This is a genomic window from Xanthomonas sp. NCPPB 3218 (assembly GCF_056725185.1).
On record NZ_CM161516.1, the window covers coordinates 898199 to 921517 of the forward strand.

Consider the following 23319-nt stretch of genomic DNA (forward strand, 5'->3'; position numbering starts at 1 on the left):
TCCGACGAACAAGGCACACCCATGCGCAGGCCCACCATCAAAGATGTCGCCGAGCGCGCCAAGGTCTCGTTGAAGACCGTGTCGCGCGTGATCAACAACGAACCGTCGGTGATGCAGGCCACGCGCGCGCGCGTGCTGCGCGCCATCGCCGATCTCGACTACGAACCCGATCCGTCCGCGCGCAACCTGCGCAGCGGCACGCCGTTCGTGATCGGCCTGGTCTACGACAATCCCAACCCGTATCACATCATCGGCATCCAGAACGGCGTGCTGGCCGCCTGCCGCGAAACCGGCTTCGGCCTGCAGATCCATCCCTGCGATTCCACCTCGCCATTGCTGGCCGAAGAACTGGCCGAATGGGTGCAGCGCTCGCGGCTGGCCGGCGTGGTGCTGACCGCGCCGATGTCCGAGCGCCCCGAGTTGATGGCCGGCCTGGCTGCGCGCGGCATCAAGAGCGTGCGCATCATCGCCGCCACCGACGATCCGGGCGACGGCCCCTGCGTCTATATCGACGACCGCGCTGCCGCCTACGAGATCACCGAGCATCTGGTCCAGCTGGGCCATCAGCGCATCGGGTTCCTGTGGGGTGGCCCGCAGCACCGCTCCAGCGGCGAGCGTTACGCCGGTTACGAGGCGGCGTTGAAGGACTACGGCATCACCCTGGACAAGCACCTGGTGATTCCCGGCGATTACACCTTCGACGACGGCTTCCGTGGCGCGCGCCGGCTGCTGTCGTTGCGCGAGCCGCCCACCGCCATCTTCGGCAGCAACGATGAAATCGCCGCGGGCGTGCTGGCCGCGGCCAAGTCCACCGGCATGAACGTGCCGTATCAATTGTCGATCGCCGGCTTCGAGGACAGCCCGTTCTCGCGCCAGTCATGGCCGGCGCTGACCACCGCCAAGCAGGCCACCGACGACATCGCGCGGCATGCCGCACGCCTGTTGATCAGCCAGCTGCGCAGCGATGCCTACGACGACCAGCCCGCGCAATTGCAGAACCGCGGCTTCGTGCCGCAGCTGGTGGTGCGCGGTTCCACTGCACCGGCGCAGACGCCGTCCGCCAAATCCCTTCCTCCCGAATCCGCCTGAGCACGATGAGCCTTCCCACCGAAACCGAGACCTTGATGTTCCGCGAGGCGGCGCAGACCGCCGACGTGGTCGCCGCACAGTTCGCCCGCAATGCCGACACCGTCGCCGCCCTCGCGCAGTCGCTGCGCGATACGCCGCCGCCGTTCGTGGTGACCTGTGCACGCGGCAGTTCCGATCACGCAGCGACCTACGCCAAGTATCTGTTCGAAACACAACTGGGCATCGTGACCGCCTCTGCATCGCCGTCGGTGGGCTCGGTCTACGCATCGCCGCTGCAGTTGCGCGGCGCGCTGTACATCGTGATTTCGCAATCTGGCAAGAGCCCGGACCTGCTGCGCAATGCCGAGGCCGCCAAGGCGGCCGGCGCGCGCGTGGTCGCGCTGGTCAACGTCGAGGATTCACCGCTGGCGCAGCTGGCCGAGGTGGTGATTCCGCTGGGCGCAGGCCCGGAAAAAAGCGTCGCTGCCACCAAGAGTTATCTCGCCTCGCTGGCTGCGCTGCTGCACCTGGGCGCGGTGTGGAAGAACGACCCGGCCCTGCTCGCGGCGGTAGAGGCACTGCCGCAGCAGTTGCGCGCCGCCTGGCAGGCCGACTGGTCCGCGCTCACTGCCGGCCTGGTGCCGGCACACAACCTGTTCGTGCTCGGTCGCGGCCTGGGCCTGGGCGCGGCGCAGGAAGCGGCGCTGAAGTTCAAGGAAACCTGCGGCCTGCATGCCGAGGCGTACAGCTCGGCCGAGGTCAAACACGGCCCGATGGCGCTGGTGGGGCCGGGCTTCCCGGTGCTGGTGTTCGCCCAGCCCGACGAAACCGGCGCCGGCACGCGTGCGCTCGCCGCCGAATTCCGCGCGCGTGGCGCGCAGGTGTGGCTGGCCGCCCCCGACGGCGACCTGCCGCTCGTGGATGCGGCGCACCCGGCCAGCGCGCCGCTGCTGACCGTGCAGAGCTTCTACCGCGCGATCAACGCGCTGGCCCTGCAACGTGGCAACAATCCCGATCTGCCGCCGCACTTGAACAAGGTCACGGAAACCGTTTGAACATGGATGCTTCCCCGATTCAAGCGTTGTGCAACGCACGCGTGCTCACCGACGATGGCTTGCAGGATGGGCTGGTGCTGCTGCTGGCCGGCACGCAGATCCAGGCGGTGGTGGCGGCCGACGATGCGCGCGTTGCGCAGGCGCATACGCGCGTGGATCTGGGCGGCGCCACCTTGCTGCCCGGCTTCATCGACATCCAGGTCAACGGCGGTGGTGGCGTGTTGTTCAACAATGCGCGCGACCCGCAGGCGCTGGCCACGATCGCGGCGGCGCATCGCCGCTACGGCACCACCGGCATGCTGCCGACGCTGATCAGCGACACCGCCGAGGTGATGGCCGAGGCGATCGCCGCCACGCGCCAGGCCATCGCGCAAAGCGTGCCCGGCGTGCTCGGCATTCATCTGGAAGGCCCGTACCTGAGCCCGGCCCGCAAGGGCACGCACGACGCGCACAAGTTCCGCCTGCCCGACGCGCACGAGATTGCCGTCGATACCTCGTTGGACAACGGCGTCACCCTGATCACGCTCGCACCCGAGCGCGTGCCGCTGGACGACATCCGCGCCTTCGTCGCCGGCGGCGCGATCGTGTTTGCCGGCCACACCGCGGCCAGCTACGAGCAGGCGCGCGACGGCATTGCCGCCGGCGTCAGCGGTTTCACCCATCTGTACAACGCGATGTCGCAGCTGGCCGGGCGCGAGCCCAGCGCGGTCGGCGCCGCGTTGGAAGACCCCGATGTGTGGTGCGGCATCATCGTCGATGGCGTGCACGTGCACCCGGCCAGCCTGCGCGTGGCGCTGGCCGCCAAACCGCGCGGCAAGCTGTTGCTGGTCACCGACGCCATGCCGATGGTCGGTGCCGGCAGCCCCAGTTTCGACCTGTACGGCGAAACCATCACCGCCGTGGACGGCGTGGTGCGCAATGCCGACGGCGCACTGGCCGGCTCGGCGCTGGACATGGCCACGGCCGTGCGCAACAGCGTGCAGTGGCTGGGCGTGGATCTGGCCGAAGCCGCGCGCATGGCGTCCACCTATCCGGCGCAATGCATCGGTCTGGGCCAGCGCCTGGGCCGCATTGCACCCGGCTATCAGGCCGATCTGGTGCTGGTGGATGCCGACGTGCAGGTACTCGCCACCTGGGTCGCCGGGCAGCGCGAGTAAGTCCGCTCGCCGCCGCACGAACCCGTTCGTGCGGCGCGATGCGTTTGAAACCTGGTTTGCGGTCGTGTCTGCGGTGAACCGCCATCGTCGGTACGCTGCAGCATGATCGTGCGTGCGTGCGTGCGTGCGTGCGCGAGTGCAGGGCGTGCTTTCGCCAAGTTCTGGAAAAGAATCGTGTCGAACGATGGAGCGGCCAACAGAGCTCGGTCGCTTCCTGCGTCAGGCTGCAACCGACGCGCAGCCCGTTGCAGTAAAGGCTCGACGATGACTGCAGCCGCATGCACTTGCAGCACGTCAGCAATGCAATCGCGGTAGTTTGGCAATGCACTGCGTACACCATCCACCACATCAAAGCCTGCAACACACTCTGCATCGCAACATCCGGCTGCGCAGCCTTATGGCATCAGGTCGCTACGCGCAGTGGTCTACATCGTCGATGCACATGAGTGCGAACACGATCACGCTGTCATTCCAATATCTGCGTCGTCGGTGCGGTTTCAGGCATGAAACTGGGCTTTTGTGGCAGCGAGTTGACAGCCCCGGCCGCGAAAGGCACCTTCGCTGATAACGTTGTCAGCGAGCAGGAGCCACTTCTGAAATCTTGAAAGCGTTGTCGTCCGGCCGCTGGTCGGACTGGCGCTGACCCGCATGCCGCTACGGCAGTGCGGGACGCTGCTCGCATCCGGCACAGGGGACGGAGTGCGGGCATGTCACGCGCACCGCGCGTTGTCGTGCAACCACATGGTTGCCACCTGACATCCGTCAAGAGGTCTACGCAATGCCGTCTTCCCGTGTATTCGAGTTGTCCCGTCACCTGTTCTGTCATGCGCATCCGCTGCGTCGCACCCCATTGAGTACTGCAGTCCGCGGCCTGTTGATCGGTGGCGCTGCCCTGGCAGGTCTTGCCGCGTTGCCTGCAGGTGCGCAGGAGCAGGCTGCAGCCCCGCAGGAACAGGCGCCCGCGCAAACCAATCCCTCGGTGTCCACGCTGGACGAGGTCAAGGTCGTCGGCTATCAGGCCAGCCTCGGCAAGGCACTCAACGTCAAGCGCAACGCCGATGCGATCGTCGATGCGATCAGCGCCGAAGACATCGGCAAATTCCCAGACACCAACGTCGCCGAGTCGCTGTCGCGCCTGTCCGGCATCACCGTGGATCGCCAGTTCGGCGAAGGCGAGAAGGTCAGCATCCTCGGCACCGATCCGGCACTCAATCGCGTGCTGCTCAACGGCCAGACCATTGCCTCCACCAGTTGGGGCGGCGATCCCAACGACCCGGACAGCCGCTCGTTCAACTACAGCACGCTGGCGCCGGAAGTGGTCGGCCTGATGGAGGTCTACAAGACACCGGAGGCACGCATCGACGAGGGCTCCATCGGCGGCACCGTGATCGTGCACACGCGCAAGCCGCTGGACCTTGAGCGCAACACGCTGACCGGCACGCTGAGCTACGGCTATAACGATCGTTCCGAGCAGGGCAAGCCGAATGCCTCGGCGCTGTACAGCTGGAAGAACCAGGATGAAACGCTCGGTGTGCTCACCTCGGTGATGCATTCGCAGCGTGTGTTGCGCCGCGATGGCGTGGAGATCTTCGGCTACGACAATGTGCAAGGCGCAGGGTTTCCGGCGTCCGTGGTCGGCAACAACACCGGCGTCTTTCCGACCTCGATCAACACCGCGTTGTTCCAGCAGACACGCAAGCGCGACGGCGTCAGCGCGGCGCTGCAGTGGAAGCCGGATGCCGATTTCGAGCTCAATCTGACCGGTTTGTACGTCAAGGAAAGTTTCGACAACTACAACCAGAGCCGCTACGGCTACTGGGGTTCCACCCCCGGCGATGCGCAGGCGCTGGGCTTCGAGAACGGCGTGGCGACCTCGGGTACGTTCGGCGATCAGTCCAACACCTACCTGGACGGCTACCTGCGCAACAGCGAGGTCAGCACCGGCAGCATCCATCTACGCGCCGACTGGCATGGCGATGGCTGGAATGCGTCCAGCCAGGTGGGCTACACCAGTTCGCAGGGCGGCGCCGAGCGCATCTACGGCATCCAGTTCCGCAACCTCGCCGGTTACAGCTACAACATCGACGGGCGTCGTACCGCGATGGACTACAGCACCGACCCCACCAACGCGGCGGCGATGCAGCTCAACAATGCCTCGGCCAGCCACAGCCCGCAGTACGACAAGGAACGCTACCTGCAGCTGGACTTCGACCATGCGGTGGAGTGGGGGCCGTTCACCCAGATCCTGACCGGCATCAAGTTGACCAATCATGCCACCGGGCAGTCCTCCTACAGCCGCACCTGGACCCCGAACGACGGCAGCACGCTGGCCGCATTCTCGCCGGGCACCACGCCGTCGGGCTATCTGGACGGCTTGTCGACCAGCGCCGACATGCAGCGCTGGTCGACCATCAACAGCGGCGCCATCAGCCAGTACATCGGTGGCCTGGAGGGCGATGACGGCTTGCCGATCAGCTACGCCGGCAACTACAGCATCGAAGAGCAGAACCGCGCCTGGTTCCTGCAGGGAAATTTTTCCGGCGAGCGCTATCGCGGCAACGTCGGCGTGCGTTACGTGCACACCCGCGATTCCACCGATGGTTTCAGCTACGCGCCCGGTGGCGGCTATACGCCGGTCAACTTCCTCAACAGCTACGGCAAGTGGTTGCCGTCCTTCAACATCGCCTACGACCTGCGCGACGATTTGATGCTGCGCTTTGCTGCGTCCAAGGTGATCGCACGGCCGCGCTACACCAACATGACCCCGTACGTGGCCACCGACGACACCACGCTCACCGCGTCCACGGGCAATCCTGGATTGAGTCCGTACGAGTCCACCAACCTGGGCGCATCGCTGGAGTGGTACTTCTCCGACAGCAGCCTGCTCAGCGGCGAGTTCTTCTCGCGCGATATCTCCAACTACATCCTGACCACGGTGGAAGACCGGGTGTTCTTCAACAACGCCACCGGCGGCTCGAGCACCTATCAGACCTCCGTGCCGACCAACGCCGGCGATGCCAAGGTGCGCGGCGTTGCGCTCAACCTGCAGCACAACTTCGGCAACGGGTTCGGCGTGGTGGCCAACTACACCTATTCCGATTCCAAGACCGACGGCGATTACAGCCTGCCGTACAACTCGCGCAACGCCTACAACATCAGCCCGTACTACGAGCAGGGCAAATGGAGCGCGCGGGTGAATCTGGGCTGGCGCTCGGAATACTTCACCCAGATCGGCCGCCTCAACGGGCAGCAAATGACCGATGCATTCACCCAGGTCGATGCCTCGTTCGGCTACCAGGCCACCGAGCGCCTGCGCGTGGCGCTGGAAGCCACCAATCTGCTAGACGAAACCTACTTCAGCTATATCGGCAACAAGAACCAGCCGTACTACATCTACAAGAACGGCCGCTCCTTCATGCTGAGCCTGAATTTCAAGCTGTGACGTCGGCCGGGCGGCTGCTCTCGGGCAGCCGCCTTGTTGCAATGACGGCGGCTCGCGGTTGCAATTTCGACCCGGGGATCTTTCGCTAGTCCGGATCTGAGCGGCAACGCTTTGCTTGGCACGGCTACATCCCTGTCGCGTTGCGACAACGGTATGCGCCATGTATCGGCTATATGCCGGCCTTTCTTGCGGCCGCAATCGCCGCAATCCGCGCCTTCGCCAATGCCTCGCCGATCTGCGGGCCTTGCAGGCCTTGTGCGGCCAGGTCGCGCGCATTGATGGCCAGCGCAGCGGCGTGCAGATGCTTGAGCTGTTCGCCCTGCGGATATGCGGCGTCTTCGCTGCCCAGCCGGCCACGCTTGTCGGCTTCGCAGACCAATGCGAGTTGCGCGATGCGCTCGGGGCGGCGAAACGCGTCGCAGCGCACCAGCAGCTCGTGCACGGTGCGATCGCGCAGTTCGGCCAGGCGATGCACGTTCAAGTGTTCGCGGCAGGCGGTGATGGCGAGCTGGCGATAATCCTGCGGCACCTTGAGCCGCTCGCACAATGTCTGCAGCGGGGCAACGCCGCGCTGTTCGTGCATGATGTGGCGCGGCCATTCTTCCGCCGGCGTGAGCGCCTTGCCCAGGTCGTGGGTCAATGCGGCAAAGCCCACCAGCGCGTCGCCGGGCGCCAGTCGCGCGGCCATGTCGCTGACCATTTCCTGGTGAATGCCGGTATCCACCTCCGGATGAAACTCGGCACGTTGCGGCACGCCATACAGCGCATCGATCTCGGGCAGGATGACGCGCAGCGCATTGGTGTCGTGCAGCGTGCGCAGGAATGCCGACGGCTGCGCACTCTCCAGCACGCGGCGCAATTCCTGCCACACACGTTCGGGCACCAGGCTGTCCAGCTCGCCGCTGGCGGCCATCTCGCGCATCAGTGCTGCGGTCTCTGGCGCGACAGTGAAACCAAGCGGTGCCAGCCGTGCCATGAAGCGGGCAGCGCGCAATACGCGCACGGGATCTTCGACAAAGGCCGGCCCTACGTGCCGCAGCACGCGCGCCTGCAGATCGCGCGCGCCGCCATACGGATCGAACAGCTCGCCAGTGTCCTCGTCGCGTGCGATCGCATTGATGGTGAAGTCTCGGCGCAGCAGATCCTCTTCCAGCGTCACCGAAGGATCGGCATCCACCACGAAGCCGCGATAGCCGCGCCCGGACTTGCGCTCGGTACGCGCCAACGCATACTCCTCACCGCTGCGCGGATGCAGAAACACCGGGAAATCCTTCCCCACCGGTTTGAAGCCCAGGCGTTCCATCTGCGCCTGATCGGCACCGACCACCACCCAGTCGCGGTCGCCAGCGGGCTGGCCAAGCAGGGCATCGCGGACTGCGCCGCCAACGAGATAGATCTTCATCGCGACATGATGCCCCATGCGGTGCGTGCGTCGTAGGGCGACTGATCCACGGCTTGGCTGCAGGGCCTTTGCCCGCCCACCATCGCGGACATGCCGTAAGGCACAGTGGACGATCTACGGCTTTGCGGATAGATCAGCCGTAGAGCGGGTGCGGTGTGGCTTTGCTGCAGGGTCCTTGCCCGCCCACCATCGCGGGACATGCCGCAAGGCAGTACGGCTTTGCGGATAGATCAGCTGTAGAGAGGGTGCGGTGTGGCTTTGCTGCAGGGCCCTTGCCCGCCCACCATCGCAGGACACGCCGCAAGTACGTCCCTGTAGGCTCTTACGCGGCATCCATGCCGCGTAAGGTCCCGCGACGGTGAGCGGGCAAGGACCCGTCGAGATGGTCGGTGCGCATGGTCAAGAGCTCTGCGTGTTTCGTATTGTTCGCTACTGATGCGCCGGTTCAACGTCCAATGCACGTCGCCGACAGACAGCTTTTCACGCGGCCACCGACCAACATCCTGGTGCGGTGCCCTTGCCGGTTGCGGGACCGTGTGGCGGCACGGATGCCGCCACCGAGCCTCCACGGACGGATTCACGGCGTGTCCCGCAAGCGGTGAGGGCACCGCGCACTCGCCGACCCGAGCTTTCGATTGCACCTAAACAACGCAACGACGGGAACGCTTGGTTGGCCCCAGAGCCCCAGAGCCCCAGAGCCCCAGAGCTTGAGAGCCTGAAGCCTCCAGAGCCCGAAGCCTAGGAGCGAACGAAAGGCGAGTACCAGAGCGGCATCGCCTAGCTTGCGCCCCAGGCCAAGACAACCCCTGCAACCGCACAAGCACGACCACCTCATCCGGCCGCCATGTTCGGCGGCTGACTTGGAGCTCAGTCCTGCGCCGCGTTATTGGTCGCCTGGCCTGGTGTGCACACCGGTTTCAGGCGCTTGTCCACCAGCTTGCCCATCAGGCGATCGCTCAGCGGCAGCATGTCGCCGTTGAGCCGCCAGTCGTAGATCACGCTGAAAGCCAGCACACGCGCGACGTACTCACGGGTTTCCTTGTAGCTGATGGTCTCGATCCAGAAGTCCGGCTCGAAGTTGGGCCGTTGCGATTGCCAGCGCCCGGTCGGCCCCGGGCCGGCGTTGTAGGCGGCGATGGTGAGGTAGGGCAGGCCGTAGGTATTGAGCAACTGGCGCAGGTAGGCGGTGCCGATGGCGATGTTGGTGTCCGGCTCGTACAGGCTGGTGGCGCCCGCATAACCGGGCAGGGCGATGCCCTTGGCCACGGCCGCGCCGGTGCCCGGCAATACCTGCATCAGGCCCATCGCGTTGGCAGGCGAGCGGGCGCGCGGATTGAAGATGCTTTCGGCACGGATCTCCGCTGCCACCCAGGCCGGGTCGATCGCGTTCTTGGCCGCTTCGCGGCGAATGCTGTCGTCGTGATGCAGCGGAAAGCGCAATGCATACAGGCGTTGTTCGTCCGGCTGCTTGCCGAGCGCGAACACTGCGCGATCGAACCAGCCATTCTCGCTGGCCACCTGCACCGCCAGCCGGCGCTGGGTGTCGTCGAAGCGGCTCGCGGCATCGTTCCACTCGGCCACGGCCCAACCGGGGCGGTCGATCTGGAACAAGGCGATGGCGCGGAGCAACGCCGGATCGCGCGCGACGGCGGCCTTGGCCTGCGGGGTGTCCTTGGGCTCCCACGGACACAGGCGATATGGCTGCTGCAGACGATCGGCGGCCAGGAAGCCGTGGAAGGTCGGCGATTGCGCGGCTGCGCGATACAGCGGCTGCGCAGCCGCGGCCGCGCCGGTCTTCTCGGCCAGGCGCGCCTCGAAATACTGCCAGCGCGAATCGCTGCGCTGGGTGGCGGGCATCTTGCGGATCGCCGCCAAGGCGGCCGGCCAGTCGCCGCGCGCCATCGCCTCGCGCGCACGCCATTCGTGCAGGCGCTCGTCGTACGAGGCATCGGGCACTGCATTGAGGCGACGCGCCGAATCCGGCAGGTACGACGCCACCGTCCACAGCGCGATCTGGTACAGCACCTGGCCGCGCTGCGCCTCGCTGAAACCGAGCGCGCTGGCCAGCTGCGGCAACTGCTGCTCGGCCGCATCCGGGTCGCTCTTGGCCAGCTTGGCCAGGCCATCGACTGCGATGCGTCGGCTGCGCTCGGTCCTGGGCCAGCTCGATGCACGCGGATGCACCTTGTCCAGAAACGCGGCGTAATCGTTGGCCAGGGCCAGATCGGCTGCCGGCAGACCGCGTGCGGCCGTGCGCATCACCGCAGGCAGTTGTGCATCGGCGGCTGCCTCCACGCGCTCCCAGCGCAGCGCCGGAGTGAGCTCACCGCGCGACTCCAGCCCGGCGACCACCGGATCGCAGGCATCGGGCAGACCCTTGCCGGTGCGCCATAACGTCAACGCATCGCGGCTCCACTGCGCATCCAGCTTGCCGGTTGCCTGTCGCGCGGTCAGCTGCGCACAGCGCAGGCCGACGTTGTCGGTGGGTTTCCAGTTGGCCAGCAACGTGGTCCAGTCCTGACGACGCGCCACCGCCGGCAACCAGGTGCTGCGGAAGCTTTCGGCCACCGGCTGGCCTGCATAACGCTGCAAAAATCCCTGTGCCTGCGTGTTGGAGACGTTGTCGATGTTGCGCTTGAGCGTGGCAAATTCCAGCCAGCCATAGAGCGGGTGACGGCTCAGGGCACCGAGCTGACCGGCATCGGACTGGCCGCGCTCTGCGGCGGCGATGGCATCGCGCATGGCGGTCAATTGCGGGTCGAGGCTTTGGGCATGCAGCGTGGTGCTGCCAAGGCACAGCAGGCCGACGAAAACAGTGGCAAGACGGGGGGCATAAGTCATTGCGCGATGATACCGAAGCGCGCCCGCGCGCCTGAGTGAATACGTGCAGGATCGACGCCCGTCAGCGCTGTCGGCAGCGACCTGCGCCGCGAGGCGCAGATGCGTCCCGTTGGCGCGCGGTCTTGGTCTGCGGCCCGGCGCGCAGTGGGAAGCGTCTCTCACTGCCTGCATGGTTGGCTTGCGGGGCGTTAAGGTTTCGTTTAAAAGTTGGGGCGGACCGCAGGGCACGGGGGCGTGCGGACACTTAGCAGTCCTTCTGGAGAGAGAAAGGATGAAGCGTCTGATTGGCTCCCCGCGGTCATGCCTGGCCGTGCAGTTGTCGTTGTGTCTGGTTCCCACACTCGCCTGGGCGCAACAGCCCGAGGCCGCCCCGAGTACGCGCACGCTCGACAGCGTGCAGGTCACCGGCACCCGCATCAAGACCGCAGAATTGCAGGGCCAGGTGCCGATCCAGACGCTCAACCGCGCCGACATCGAACGCACCGGCCTGACCTCGATCGGCGAGGTGCTGCAGGAGCTCACCGCGTCGGGTTCGGCGCTCAACGCCAAATTCAATTCGTCCGGCAACTTTGGCTTCCCGCCCGATGGCGGCGGTGTGGGCGCCGGCTCGGCGCAGGTGGATCTGCGCCATCTCGGCTCCAAGCGCGTGCTGGTGCTGGTCGATGGCATCCGCTGGGTCAACGAGTCTTCTGCCTCCGGCGTGGGCTCGTCGACCGATCTCAACACCATTCCGTTGGCGATCGTGGAGCGCATCGAGGTGCTCGAAGACGGCGCCTCGTCGCTGTACGGCTCGGATGCGATCGCCGGCGTGGTCAACATCATCACCCGGCGCAGCTTCGACGGTGCGCAGGTCACGCTCAACTACGGGCAATACGGCAAGGGCGACGGTGCCAACCAGGGCATGGACCTGGCCTGGGGCACCAGCGGCGAGGATTTCAGCCTGTTTCTGGGCGCCAGCTACGTCAAGCAGGATCCGATCTACGCACGCGACCGCGCGCAGGCCCGCTTCCCGATCCCAGGCACCGGGCTGACCTTTGCCAGCTCGGCAACGCCCGATGGTCGCTTCCAGTTCGTCGACCCCAACACCGGCGTGCGCCAGAACCTCACGCCCAACGCCGGCGTCGGCACGCCGCAATACGACGGCAGCGCCGGCTGTACGCGCAGCGACGACTACCACTGTTTCGGCACCGCAGACCGCTACAACTTTGCCGAACAGAACCTGTTGCTGACACCGTCCGAGCGCAAGGGCGTGTTCGCGCAATTCCGCTATTACTTCAACGACGACGTGCAGTGGTACGTGAAGGCGCTGGGCAACCGGCGCGAGTCGACCAACCAGGCCGCGCCCGAGCCGATCTTTCTCGGCCCCGATGCCGGCACCGGCAATCCGCTGGCCGACAACATCGTGATTTCGGCGCTCAATCCGTTCAATCCGTTCGGCTTCGAGCTGAACTCGGCTACCAACTTGATCCAGATCGGCCGCCGCCCGGTGGAAGGTGGGGCGCGCCGTTTCGAGCAGCAGGTCGACACGCAATACTTCGGCACCGGTCTGGTGGGCACCTTCGAAGGTGCGGCGCGCACCTGGTTCTGGGACATCAACGGCATGTACAGCAAGAACAAGGCCGAACAGACCAACTACGGCAGCTACAACCTCTACAACATCAACCTTGGCCTGGGCGATCCGGCCGCGTGCGCGGCGGTGGCCGGCTGCGTGCCACTGGATATCTTCAGCGGCGCCGGCAGCATCACGCCGGAGATGTTGCGCTGGATCCAGCCGGTGGTGCGCGACCGCAGCCAGAACGAGTTGAGCCTGTTCACCGCCAATCTGAGCAGCGAGCTGTTCCAGCTGCCCGGTGGTGCGGTGTCGTTCGCCACCGGCTACGAATACCGCAAATACGAAGGGTCCTACCAACCCGATCCGCTCACCGTGGCGGGGCGTTACAACGGTGTGCCGTCGTTGCCGACGTCAGGCAGCTACGACGTCAACGAGGCCTATCTCGAACTCAATATCCCGATCTTCGCCAATTCGTCGTTGGGCGACAAACTCGACCTGAATATCGCCGGTCGTTATTCGGATTACTCCACTTTCGGTGGTGAGTTCACGCCAAAGTACGGCTTGCGTTGGCAGGTCACCGATGAGCTGGTGCTGCGCACCAGTTATGCAGAGGGCTTCCGTGCGCCGACCATCGGCGAGCTGTTCGGTTCGGCCGCGCGCGCCGATCTGCAGTTGTCCGATCCGTGTTCGATCGGGCTGGGCGGCACCGCGCCGCGCGGCAGCGCCGCGAACTGCGCATCGCTCGGTGTGCCGGCCGGCTATCAACAGGCCAACCAGCAGATCTCGGTCACCACCGGCGGCAACGAGCAACTGGATCCGGAACGTTCGCGCAGCTTCAGTGCCGGCTTTGTGTTCAGTCCTGGCTTTGCCAGCAATGCCAGCTGGTCCGACCGTCTCGACCTGGAGATGACGTTCTATCGCCATCATGTCGATGGCGCGATCCAGGCGATCAATGCGCAAACCCAGCTGGATTTGTGCGTGGATACCCTGGACGCGCTGTATTGCAATGGCATCGGGCGCGCCTCCACCGGCGGCATTAATGCATTCAACAATCGGTTGACCAATCTGGGTTCGATCAAGACCGACGGTTGGGATGTGGATCTGTTCTGGACCTTGCCGGAGACGGCGCTTGGCCGTTTCAAATTGTCCTGGCAGAACACCTTTGTGGGCCGCTACGAGGCACTCGGTGCGGCAGGGCAGCGCCAGCCGCAGGGGCCGGGCATCGAAGTGGTGGACAGCGCGATCCCCGAGTGGACCAGCAACGCGGTATTGGACTGGTCGCTGGGCAACTGGACCGCATCGTGGACGGCGCGCCACATCTCCAAACTCACCGAGCAATGCGGCGATGCAGTGGAATTTGCGGTGTGTTCCGATCCTGCCACAGGTACCAATCGCCTGGATGCGATCACCTACCACGATGCACAGCTGGGTTATCGCGTCGATTGGCTCAAGGGGCTGCAGCTCACGGCCGGCTTGAACAACGTCTTCGACAAGGACCCGCCGCTCTGCCTGTCGTGCTCACTCAATGGCTACGACGCCTCCACCTACGACATTCCCGGCGGGCGCTTCTGGTATGCGCGGGTCGACTTGAAGTTTTAGTCCATCAGGTCGGGTCGGTCGTAAAGCGGAGGGCGGCTGATCTGCGGCTTGGCTGCAGGGCCCTCGCCCGCCCACCATCGCGGGACACGCCGCAAGTACGTCCGTGTAGGCTCTTACGCGGCATCCGTGCCGCGTAAGGTCCCGCGACGGTGGGCGGGCAAGGGCCAGTCGCGTTGGTCGGTGTGCATGGTTGCAAGCAATGCATGGCGTGCGTTTTTCGGTAATGACGCATCTGATCAGCTTCGCAACGCAACGAGATCAGAACACGGTCTTTTAGCAAGCAACATGCAAATGTTCTGGTGCGGTGTGCTCACCGATTGCGGGACCGTGTGGCGGCACGGATGCCGCCGCCGAGCCTACAAGGACGTACTTGCGGCGTATCCTGCTAGCGGTGAGGGCACCGCGCACTCGACCCAGGGTAGCGCACTGCGTTTTCTAGCATCACCCGCGCACAGGCGCATCGCCGGCCACGTAGTAGTCGGCGGTGCTGCGCGGCAGTGGCGTGCGGCCACGCATGCGGTCGGCGATCTTCTCGGCGATCATGATGGTGGTGGCGTTGAGGTTGCCGGTGATGATGCGCGGCATGATCGAGGCATCGATCACCCGCAGGCCGTCCATGCCGTGTACGCGGCCCTGTCCGTCGACCACCGCCATGTCATCTGTGCCCATCGCGCAGGAGCAGGACGGGTGATACGCCGTCTCTGCGCGTGCGCGTACGAAGGCGTCCAGCTCGGCATCTGTCTTGCAGTCCGCGCTCGGGCTGATTTCGCGGCCACGATAGGCATCCAGTGCGGGCTGGGCGATGATCTCGCGGGTGATGCGGATCGCATCGCGAAATTCCTGCCAGTCCTGATCGGTGGACTGGTAGTTGAACAGGATCGACGGATGCTGGCGCGGGTCGCGCGACTTGGCATGCACGCGCCCGCGGCTGGGGGTGCGCATCGAGCCCACATGCGCCTGGAAGCCGTGTTCCTTCACCGCATTGCTGCCGTTGTAATTGATCGCCACCGGCAGGAAGTGATACTGGATATTGGGCCAGTCGAACTCTTCGCGCGTGCGGATGAAGCCGCCGGCCTCGAACTGGTTGCTGGCCCCGGTGCCGGTGCCGGCGAACAACCACTGCGCACCGATGGCGGGTTGATTCCACCATTGCAGTGCCGGATACAGCGACACCGGCTTGGTGCAGGCGTACTGGATGTAGACCTCCAGGTGGTCCTGCAGGTTCTGGCCGACGCCGGGCAGGTCGTGCACCAGCTGCACGTCGAGTGCGCGTAATAGATCGGGCGCGCCGACACCGGAGCGTTGCAGCAGCTGCGGCGAGGCAATCGCGCCAGCACACACCAGCACTTCGCGGCGTGCATGCGCGTCGATGCCCTCGCTGCTGTTGCCGACCAGGTAATGCACGCCGATCGCGCGCTTGCCGGCAAACAGGATGCGGTCGGTGGTGGCGTGGGTAACGATGTGCAGGCCATCGCGCGGACGTGCCATGTCCAGATAGCCGCGCGCGGTGCTTGCGCGACGCCCCCGCGGCGTCACCGTGCGGTCCATCGGCCCGAAGCCTTCCTGCTGATAGCCATTGAGATCGTCGGTGCGGGGGTAACCGGCCTGCACGCCGGCGTCGACCATGGCATGGAACAGCACGTTGTTGTCGTTCTTCGGCGTGGCCACGCTGACCGGGCCTTCGCCGCCGTGATAATCGTTGGCGCCGATGTCGCGTGTCTCGGCCTTGCGGAAGTACGGCAACACGTCGCGGTAGCTCCAGTCTTCCAGGCCCGGCCGCTTGGCCCAATGGTCGAAATCCAGTGCATTGCCGCGGATGTAGCACATGCCGTTGATCAACGACGAGCCGCCCAATCCCTTGCCGCGCCCGCATTCCATGCGTCGGTTGTCCATATGCGGCTCCGGCTCGGTCTCGTAGGCCCAGTTGTAGCGACGGCCCTGTAACGGGAACGCCAGTGCCGCCGGCATCTGGGTGCGGAAATCCAGCCGGTAATCCGGCCCGCCGGCTTCCAGTAGCAACACGCTGACGCCCGGATCTTCGGTCAGGCGCGCGGCCAGCACGTTACCTGCCGAGCCGGCGCCGATGATGATGTAGTCGTATTCGCGTTGCATGGGGTTCTCCTTGTTGCGGTGCCGGTGTGAAGCGGCTTTCAAGACGATTGCGCGGTGGGCGGCTGTTCTTGTTCGAAATGGCAGCGCGGTCTACAGGCTTCAGCTCGCGCAGCTCGCCGGTATCGCCGGCGACGGCTGCCAGGTAGCGGCGGCCGGTCAAAACACCGACGCGTAGCGTTCCAGTTCGACCTGGATGGATTTGGTGCGGGTATAGGCCTGCAGCGTGGCCAGGCCGTTCTCGCGACCCACGCCGGATTGCTTGTAGCCGCCCACCGGCATCGCTGCCGGCGACTCGCCCCAGGTGTTGATCCAGCAGATGCCCGCCTGCAGGCGATGGATCAGGCGATGCGCGCGCGCCAGGTCGGGTGTCACCACACCTGCGGCCAGGCCGTAGGTGGTGGCATTGGCGCGCGCGATCGCTTCGTCTTCGTCGTCGTAGGTGATCAGGCTCAGCACCGGGCCGAAGATCTCCTCGCGCACGATGGTCATCACGTCGGTGCAGTCGCTGAAGATGGTCGGTGCGACATAGCAGCCCTGTGCCAGCGCGCCATCGCGCAGACGTTCGCCACCGCACAGCAGGCGCGCACCCTCGGCCTTGCCCTGTTCGATGTAGTCCAGCACGCGCTGCATGTGCGCGGCGCTGACCAGCGGGCCGAAGGTGGTGCGCGCGTCCAGCGGGTCGCCGATGTGGATGCGTTGCACGCGTGCCAGCAGCCGCGCCTCGAAGGCGTTGCGCAGCGCGCGCGGCACGAACACACGCGTACCGTTGGTGCAGACCTGCCCGGAGCTGTAGAAGTTGGCCATCATCGCGATGTCGGCGGCCAGATCCAGATCGGCGTCGGCGCAGACGATCAGGGGCGACTTGCCGCCCAGTTCCATGGTCACGTCCTTCAGCGACGAACTCGAGGCACTGGCCATCACCTTGCGCCCGGTCGCGGTGCCGCCAGTGAAGCTGATCTTTTCGATCTGCGGGTGTTCGGTGAGCGCGGTGCCCACGCTGGCGCCGTCGCCGGGCAGCACGTTGAACACGCCATCGGGCAGGCCGGCCTCGGTGAAGAGTTCGGCCAGCTTGAGTGCGGTCAGTGGTGTCACTTCGCTGGGCTTGAAGATCATTGCGTTGCCGGCTGCCAACGCGGGCGCGGCCTTCCACAGCGCGATCTGGATCGGGTAATTCCACGCGCCGATCGCGCCGACCACGCCGAGCGGCTCGTGCCGCGTGTAGAAGAAGCTGCCTTCGCGCAGCGGCACCTGTGCGCCCTGCAGCGCCTGCGCCACCCCGGCGTAGTACTCCAGCACGTCTGCGCCGGTGACGATGTCCACGCTGCGGGTTTCGCTCAGCGGCTTGCCGGTGTTGAGCGTTTCCAGCTCGGCCAGCGCATCGTTGCGCTCGCGCAGCAGCGCCACCGCACGCAGCAGGATGCGCGCGCGTTCCACCGCGGTCAGTGCCGCCCATTGCTGCTGGCCGGCCGTGGCGCTGTCGACCGCGGCATCCAGGTCGTCGGCACCGGCGTTGTGCACATTGGCCAGCACCTCGCCGGTGGCGGGGTTGACCACCTCGAAGGTGTGGCCGCCGCGGGCGGGAACGTAACGGCCGCCGATATACAGCAACTGGTCGGGAAAACGTGGCATGACAAACCTCCTGTGGGGCGCACGCGGCAGCGGCGGCACCTCAGCGAGTGAGATGCAGGAACTGCAGGTGACGCTCGTATTGATCGATGATGTCGTTGATGATCTGCTCGCGGCTGTAACCGACCAGGTCGTAGTCCTGGCTGCCTTCGTACAGATACACTTCGGCGCGGTAATAGCGTTGGTTGCGCAGGCGTTGCGCGGCGAAAGACGGCGTCAGGTAGCCGCGCATCACCACTTGGTAGCGGAAGCCCTGCTGCTCGCCGTGGTCGACGCTGATTTCCATGTCGTCGTCGTCCAGCCGGCTGCTGACCTGCCAGCCTTCTTCCTGCAGCTGCGTGGTGACCGCTTCGATCGCCGGGCGTACCTGGTCGTGCATGAAGCGATAGACCTCATCGCGCGCCGGGAAATGCATCGCCTGGCCCAGGCGCTGACGCCAGCCGCGGTGATGCCGCGATTGCCCGATCAGCGGGCTGGGGCTGTAGAGCTGTGCGCGCTTGCGTTGCGATTCTTCGCTGAGCGCGCGCGACAAGCCCCAGGCCATCAGCAGCAACACCGCAGAGAACGGCAGCGAGGCCAGCACCACGGCCGATTTCAATGCGTCCATGCTGCCGGCCAGCAGCAGGCCGCCGGTCACCACCGCGGTGAGCACACCCCAGAATACGCGCAGCCAGCGCGGGCCATCGTCGTGCGGCTCGCCGCCGTGCGAGGACAGCGTGGACAACACCACCGTGCCGGAATCGGCGGAGGTGACGAAGAACACGAAGCTGATCGCCACCGTCACCGTGATCACCGTGCGGCTCCACGGGTAGCCCTGCAACAGCGAATACAGCACCGTCTGCGGCGCATCGATGGCCTGCTGCGCCAGCGCGCCCTGGCCGTGATGCAGCAGCTGGTCCAGCGCGCTGTTGCCGAAGATCGACAGCCACGCCAGGGTGAAACCGAGCGGTATCAACAACACGCCGAGTACGAATTCGCGAATGGTGCGGCCGCGCGAAATGCGTGCGATGAACAGGCCCACGAACGGCGCCCAGCCGATCCACCACGCCCAGTAGAACACCGTCCAGTTGCCGAGCCAGTCACTGCGGCCGCCGTAGGCGTACACATCGAAACTCTTGTTGACCACACTGCCCAGGTAGTCGCCCAGGTTCTGGATCAGCGCGTTGAGCAGATACTGCGTGGGGCCGGCGAACAGCATGAACAGCAGCAGCGCGATCGCCAGCAGCATGTTGATGTCCGACATCCAGCGCACGCCTTTCTCGACGCCGGACACCGCCACCACGATCGCCGCGCCCATCATCGCCACGATCAGCGCGACCTGCACCCAATGGGTGTGCGGCACATCCATCAAGGTGCTCAGGCCGGCGTTGAGATGCAGCACGCCAAAGCCCATGTCCGCGCCCAGGCCGAACACGGTGGCCACGATGCCCAGCGCATCCACGGTGTAGCCGATCGGCCCGTTGATGCGCTTGCCGATCAGCGGATACAGCGCCGAGCGCAGGGCCAGCGGCAGGTTGTGGCGGAATGCGAAATACGCCAGCGCCATCGCTGCCAGCGCGAACACGCCCCAGCCGTGCAATCCCCAATGCAGGAACAGCAACTGCATCGCCTGCCGCGCGGAAGCTTCGCCGCTGCCGGTGCCGCCCTGCGGCGGTTGCAGGTAATGGGTGAGCGGTTCGGAGATGCAGAAGAAGAACAGCGTGATGCTGATGCCCGCGGCGAACAACATGCCGGCCCAGGACAGATAGCTGAATTCCGGTTCGTCGTGATCGGCGCCGAGCTTGATGTTGCCGTAGCTGGACAAGGCCACGCCAAGCACAAACACCAGATACACCGTCATCGCCAGCAGGTAGTACCAGCCGACATTGCGCGAGGCCCAGGTCTGCGCGTCCAGCAGCACGCGGCCCGCTTCGAGCGGAAACAACGACACCAACAACGCAAACGTACACACCACCGTGGCCGCCAGCACGAACACCGGGCGCAGGGTGCGCACCGGCAACAGCTGCGGCTCAACCGCACTCATGCCGACACACTCATATGACGCGTATCACGTGCTGTGCTCCCAACGAAAAACCGCCTGCGTTATCGCACAGGCGGTGTCGAGGGGGTGTCATCGGTCGAGTCCGCCAGTGCGAACCCGTAGCCACTTTGCGGGGGCGGCTAGCGCAGCAGCTGCAGTGGTACGCGGATATCCATGCCCACCGCAAGATGGTCGGAGAACGCTGCGGGAATCGCTTCGATATGCTCGATGGTGAGGCTGTCGCTGACCAGGATATGGTCGATCGCCCGGTCCGGACGCCAGCTCGGAAACGTATGCACTTCGCAGCTCGGCGGCTGCAGCCGCGTGTGCCGGTACAGCGCCTGCATTTCCGGCCGGTCGGCCATGCAGTTGAAATCGCCCATCAACATCGCGTTGGGATGCTCGGACAGCAACTCGGCGATGAAGGCCAGCTGCGCCATGCGCGAATTGGCGCCCAGCGACAGATGCGCCACCGCCACCGCCAGGCCTTCGCGCCCCTGCCCGAACTTGGCCAGCAGGATGCCGCGCCCACCGATCCGGCCGGGCAGGGCGTGGTCCTGCACTTCCAGCGGTTCCAGCTTGCTGAGCAAACCATTCGCGCTGGAGGCCACCCCGCCCATGCGGCGGTTGGGCTGGTGGCTCCAGTAATGGAAGCCGGCGCGCTCGGCCAGATAGTGGGTCTGGTTGGTGAAGCCCGAGCGCAGGCTGCCCGGGTCGGCCTCCTGCAGGCCCACGATGTCGCGCTCGCCGGCCAGCTTGGCAATGCTGTCCAGGCTGGTGCGCTTGCTGCCCAGCGGCAACGCATGCGACCAGCTGCGCGTGACGTAATCGCTGTAACGGCGGGTGCTGGAGCCGGCCTGGATATTGGCCGTCAGCACCCGCAGGGTGCGCGAATCCGAAGCGTTCACAGGGCGGCGATCGACAGGATCACTTGGCCAGCGTGGCGCGTTCGCGCGCAATCAGGTGATCGGCGATGCGCAGCATGTCCGGGAAGCTCTGGCCCTTGACCAGGTACTTGCCGTTGACGATCAGCGACGGGGTGCCGGTGAGCTTGCTGCGGGTGGCGAACTGCTTGGCGCGGTTGGTCTTGGCCGACACGCCGAAGCTGCTCATGGTGTCGATGAAGGTCTTCTGGTCCACGCCGTACTTGGCGTAGAACGCGGCGATGTCCTGCACCGAATCCTTGCCGCGCTCGCCCTTGAGGGTCTGCTCGGTGTGGATGGCCTTGTACAGCGCTTCGTGGGTCTTTTCCTGCACGCCCAGGGTTTCGGCGGCGTAGAACGCACGGCCGTAGTCGTCCCACGGGCCGCCGAACATCGCCGGCACGTAGACGAAGTGCACGTCCGACGGCAGGCCGGCCTTCCACGGCCCGATCAGCGGCTGGAACGCGTTGCAGGCGGGGCAGACATAGCCGAAGACCTCGGCCACTTCGATCTTGCCGGCGGCCTGCTGGTACGGCTGGCCGCCTTCGATATCCAGATAGTCGGTGCCGGCGACCGGCTCGGGGCCGTTCGGCGCGCGCGGTGCGGCGCTGGGGGCGGCGGCCGGCGGGGTGCTGGCGCTCTCGCCAACCGCAGGCGGTGCGGCGGGGTCGGCGGCCGGCGTGGCAGCGGCCGGAGCAGGTGCCGTTTCGGCAGCCGGCGTGGTGGCGGCAGGTGCGGTGTCGGACGAGCCGTCCTGGGCCTTGCAGGCGACCAGGATCGGCAGCAGCGCCATCAGCGTCAGGGCGAAGCGGGTCTTCATCGGATTGGATCTCCAGCGTGGGGCGAGGAAAGGGCCGGACGGCCGCGGGGCGCATGATGCCACGGGCGGCCGTCGGTGGCGGTTACGCGGTTCAGCGCTTGGCAGGCGCAGCGTGTTCGCGGGCGATCAGGTAGTCGGCCACGCGCAGCATGTCCGGGTAGTTGCGCGCGCCGATCAGGTAGCGCCCGTTGACGATGATCGCCGGGGTGCCGGGCAGCTTGCTGCGCTTGGCGAACTCGCGCGCGGCATCGAGCCTGGCATCGACCGCCTGGCTCTTGTAGGTCTCGATGAAGCGCTGCTGCGGCACGCCATAGCCGGCGTAGAAGGCGGCCAGTTCCTCCGGGGCGACGTTCTGGGTCGGCACGGTCTGCTTCTCGTGGATCGCCTCGAACATGGCGCGATGGCTGCGCTTGGCCACGCCCAGGATGTCGGCGGCGAAGTAGGCACGCGCGAAGGCATCCCAGAACCCGCCGAAGGCCGCCGGCACCGGGGTGAAGCGCACATACGACGGCTGCTTGGCCACCCAGGCCTCCAGGGTTGGCTCGAAGTGCGCGCAGTGCGGGCAGGTGTAGCCGAACACCTCGACCACTTCCACCTTGCCGGCCAGCGGCGCGTACGGCTGGCCGCCGTCGATGACGATGTAGTCGTCGCCCTCGACCGGCGGGGCGTTCTTGTCGGCGGCACAGGCCGCCAGCGGCATCAACAGCAACAACAGCAGGGACAGGCGGGAAAGCAGATTCATGCAGGCTCCGTGGGGGTGGGAAGGGGGAGGGCGGGAAACGACGACGCCGGTCGCGGGACCGGCGTCGTGACACGCTGTGGCGGTTGCGGCGGTCAGCTCATGAGCGGGCGGGCGTTGCTGCGGGCAGTTGCGCGGCGGCGGCATCGTCGGCGCGGTCGTGCAGACCCTGCAGATAGCTGGCCAGCGCCTGGATCTCCTGCTCGGTCAGCGGGTGCGCCACCTGCGCCATGATATTGAACAGCGCCGGGTTGCGCTCCTGGGTGGTGCCGGCCTTGTATTCCTTCAGGCGCCGCGCCACGTACTCGGCATGCTGGCCGCCCAGGCGCGGATACGCCGGGCCCGGATTGCCGCTGCCGGACGGGCCATGGCAGGCCATGCAGGCCGGCACGCCGCGCGCGACATCGCCGCTGCGGTAGAGCTTCTCGCCGACTTGGTAGAACTTCAGGCCCTGGTACGGCCCCTCGTTGACCACCGCATCGTCGGCCACCCCGGCAGCGGCTTTTTGCGTGGCGAAGTAGGCGCCCAGGTCGCGCATGTCCTGCGCGGTGAGGTCCTTGACGAACGGCACCATCACCGCCGACATGCCGGTATTGCGCTCGCCGCTGGCGATCAAGGCGACCTGGTGCGCCACGTAGCGCTCGGTCTGGCCGGCGATGCGCGGGTACATGGCCACCGCCGGATTGCCGTCCGGGCCATGGCAGGCCGCGCAGGCGGCGGCCTTGGTCTGGCCGGCCTTGGCATCGCCCCAGGTGGTCTTGGACAGGTCCACCTCCAGCGGGGCAATGCGCACCGGCGGCGGATCGGGGATCGGCGTGACCGCCGACTGCGCAAACGCCACGGCGGCGATGACCGGCACGGCGAGGGCGGCGAGGACTAGCACACGAGCATGGCGCATCAGCTAAAGCTCCGTATGGACCCGGCCCGCGCGCGTTGGGTGCTGGCTGTGGCAGGCGTGCTTCG

At 66.1% G+C, this 23319-nt stretch carries 14 protein-coding genes; 5 read left to right on the top strand and 9 right to left on the bottom strand.

The features are described from left to right. The first annotated feature begins 21 nt into the window (after positions 1-21). From AC1PLS_RS03855 to AC1PLS_RS03870, 4 genes are all read left to right on the top strand, one after another. Complete coding sequence (locus tag AC1PLS_RS03855; protein ID WP_024940298.1) at positions 22-1089, top strand: LacI family DNA-binding transcriptional regulator; 1068 nt, start codon at positions 22-24, stop codon at positions 1087-1089. A gap of 5 nt (positions 1090-1094) precedes the next feature. Beyond that, positions 1095-2123, top strand: a complete 1029-nt coding sequence (locus AC1PLS_RS03860; RefSeq protein ID WP_016900885.1) for an SIS domain-containing protein — start codon at positions 1095-1097, stop codon at positions 2121-2123. A gap of 2 nt (positions 2124-2125) precedes the next feature. Next, on the top strand, positions 2126-3280 hold the full coding sequence (gene nagA / locus AC1PLS_RS03865; protein ID WP_481104230.1) for an N-acetylglucosamine-6-phosphate deacetylase: 1155 nt from the start codon (positions 2126-2128) through the stop codon (positions 3278-3280). A gap of 778 nt (positions 3281-4058) precedes the next feature. Beyond that, positions 4059-6722 carry a TonB-dependent receptor gene (locus AC1PLS_RS03870; RefSeq protein ID WP_481104231.1) on the top strand — a complete coding sequence of 888 codons (2664 nt, stop codon included), beginning with the start codon at positions 4059-4061 and terminating at the stop codon, positions 6720-6722. A 169-nt stretch (positions 6723-6891) separates the two neighbouring features. Here AC1PLS_RS03870 and AC1PLS_RS03875 read toward each other — a convergent pair whose 3' ends face one another. Together AC1PLS_RS03875 and AC1PLS_RS03880 are read right to left on the bottom strand one after the other, a co-directional pair. After that, positions 6892-8124 (bottom strand): multifunctional CCA addition/repair protein, encoded by a 1233-nt coding sequence (locus AC1PLS_RS03875; RefSeq protein WP_184432121.1) that lies wholly within the window; start codon positions 8122-8124, stop codon positions 6892-6894. A gap of 867 nt (positions 8125-8991) precedes the next feature. Then, positions 8992-10965: a transglycosylase SLT domain-containing protein gene (locus AC1PLS_RS03880; protein ID WP_104577096.1), complete on the bottom strand. Its 1974-nt coding sequence runs from the start codon at positions 10963-10965 to the stop codon at positions 8992-8994. A gap of 271 nt (positions 10966-11236) precedes the next feature. Here AC1PLS_RS03880 and AC1PLS_RS03885 point away from each other — a divergent pair, with 271 nt between their 5' ends. After that, positions 11237-14116, top strand: coding sequence for a TonB-dependent receptor (locus AC1PLS_RS03885; RefSeq protein WP_184610247.1), 2880 nt, complete (start codon positions 11237-11239; stop codon positions 14114-14116). A 441-nt stretch (positions 14117-14557) separates the two neighbouring features. On the opposite strand, the gene betA is transcribed toward AC1PLS_RS03885, so the two are convergent. The 7 genes from betA to AC1PLS_RS03920 all read right to left on the bottom strand — a co-directional run bounded on the left by betA (position 14558) and on the right by AC1PLS_RS03920 (position 23254). Next, the gene (gene betA, locus AC1PLS_RS03890; RefSeq protein WP_228960013.1) at positions 14558-16228 is read right to left on the bottom strand and encodes a choline dehydrogenase; all 1671 of its coding nucleotides are present in this window, start codon (positions 16226-16228) and stop codon (positions 14558-14560) included. A 156-nt stretch (positions 16229-16384) separates the two neighbouring features. Next, a complete protein-coding gene (betB, locus tag AC1PLS_RS03895; protein WP_481104232.1) occupies positions 16385-17857 on the bottom strand; it encodes a betaine-aldehyde dehydrogenase in 1473 nt (490 codons plus the stop codon). A gap of 40 nt (positions 17858-17897) precedes the next feature. Then, positions 17898-19877 carry a choline BCCT transporter BetT gene (gene betT, locus AC1PLS_RS03900; RefSeq protein WP_481104233.1) on the bottom strand — a complete coding sequence of 660 codons (1980 nt, stop codon included), beginning with the start codon at positions 19875-19877 and terminating at the stop codon, positions 17898-17900. A 137-nt stretch (positions 19878-20014) separates the two neighbouring features. Then, positions 20015-20752, bottom strand: a complete 738-nt coding sequence (locus AC1PLS_RS03905; protein ID WP_024940789.1) for an endonuclease/exonuclease/phosphatase family protein — start codon at positions 20750-20752, stop codon at positions 20015-20017. Between the two features lie 49 nt (positions 20753-20801). Further along, entirely contained in the window at positions 20802-21617 is an 816-nt protein-coding gene (locus AC1PLS_RS03910; protein WP_016902612.1) for a thiol:disulfide interchange protein DsbA/DsbL, read from the bottom strand. A 91-nt stretch (positions 21618-21708) separates the two neighbouring features. After that, entirely contained in the window at positions 21709-22359 is a 651-nt protein-coding gene (locus AC1PLS_RS03915; RefSeq protein ID WP_039528724.1) for a thiol:disulfide interchange protein DsbA/DsbL, read from the bottom strand. A 97-nt stretch (positions 22360-22456) separates the two neighbouring features. Continuing rightward, on the bottom strand, positions 22457-23254 hold the full coding sequence (locus tag AC1PLS_RS03920; RefSeq protein WP_184615659.1) for a c-type cytochrome: 798 nt from the start codon (positions 23252-23254) through the stop codon (positions 22457-22459). Positions 23255-23319 lie beyond the last annotated feature (65 nt).

Coding starts and splice junctions, on each gene's coding strand:
- AC1PLS_RS03855 (WP_024940298.1), top strand. CDS start 22: ATGCGCAGGCCCACCATCAAAGATGTCGCCGAGCGCGCCAAGGTCTCG.
- AC1PLS_RS03860 (WP_016900885.1), top strand. CDS start 1,095: ATGAGCCTTCCCACCGAAACCGAGACCTTGATGTTCCGCGAGGCGGCG.
- nagA (WP_481104230.1), top strand. CDS start 2,126: ATGGATGCTTCCCCGATTCAAGCGTTGTGCAACGCACGCGTGCTCACC.
- AC1PLS_RS03870 (WP_481104231.1), top strand. CDS start 4,059: ATGCCGTCTTCCCGTGTATTCGAGTTGTCCCGTCACCTGTTCTGTCAT.
- AC1PLS_RS03875 (WP_184432121.1), bottom strand. CDS start 8,124: ATGAAGATCTATCTCGTTGGCGGCGCAGTCCGCGATGCCCTGCTTGGC.
- AC1PLS_RS03880 (WP_104577096.1), bottom strand. CDS start 10,965: ATGACTTATGCCCCCCGTCTTGCCACTGTTTTCGTCGGCCTGCTGTGC.
- AC1PLS_RS03885 (WP_184610247.1), top strand. CDS start 11,237: ATGAAGCGTCTGATTGGCTCCCCGCGGTCATGCCTGGCCGTGCAGTTG.
- betA (WP_228960013.1), bottom strand. CDS start 16,228: ATGCAACGCGAATACGACTACATCATCATCGGCGCCGGCTCGGCAGGT.
- betB (WP_481104232.1), bottom strand. CDS start 17,857: ATGCCACGTTTTCCCGACCAGTTGCTGTATATCGGCGGCCGTTACGTT.
- betT (WP_481104233.1), bottom strand. CDS start 19,877: ATGAGTGCGGTTGAGCCGCAGCTGTTGCCGGTGCGCACCCTGCGCCCG.
- AC1PLS_RS03910 (WP_016902612.1), bottom strand. CDS start 21,617: ATGAAGACCCGCTTCGCCCTGACGCTGATGGCGCTGCTGCCGATCCTG.
- AC1PLS_RS03915 (WP_039528724.1), bottom strand. CDS start 22,359: ATGAATCTGCTTTCCCGCCTGTCCCTGCTGTTGTTGCTGTTGATGCCG.
- AC1PLS_RS03920 (WP_184615659.1), bottom strand. CDS start 23,254: ATGCGCCATGCTCGTGTGCTAGTCCTCGCCGCCCTCGCCGTGCCGGTC.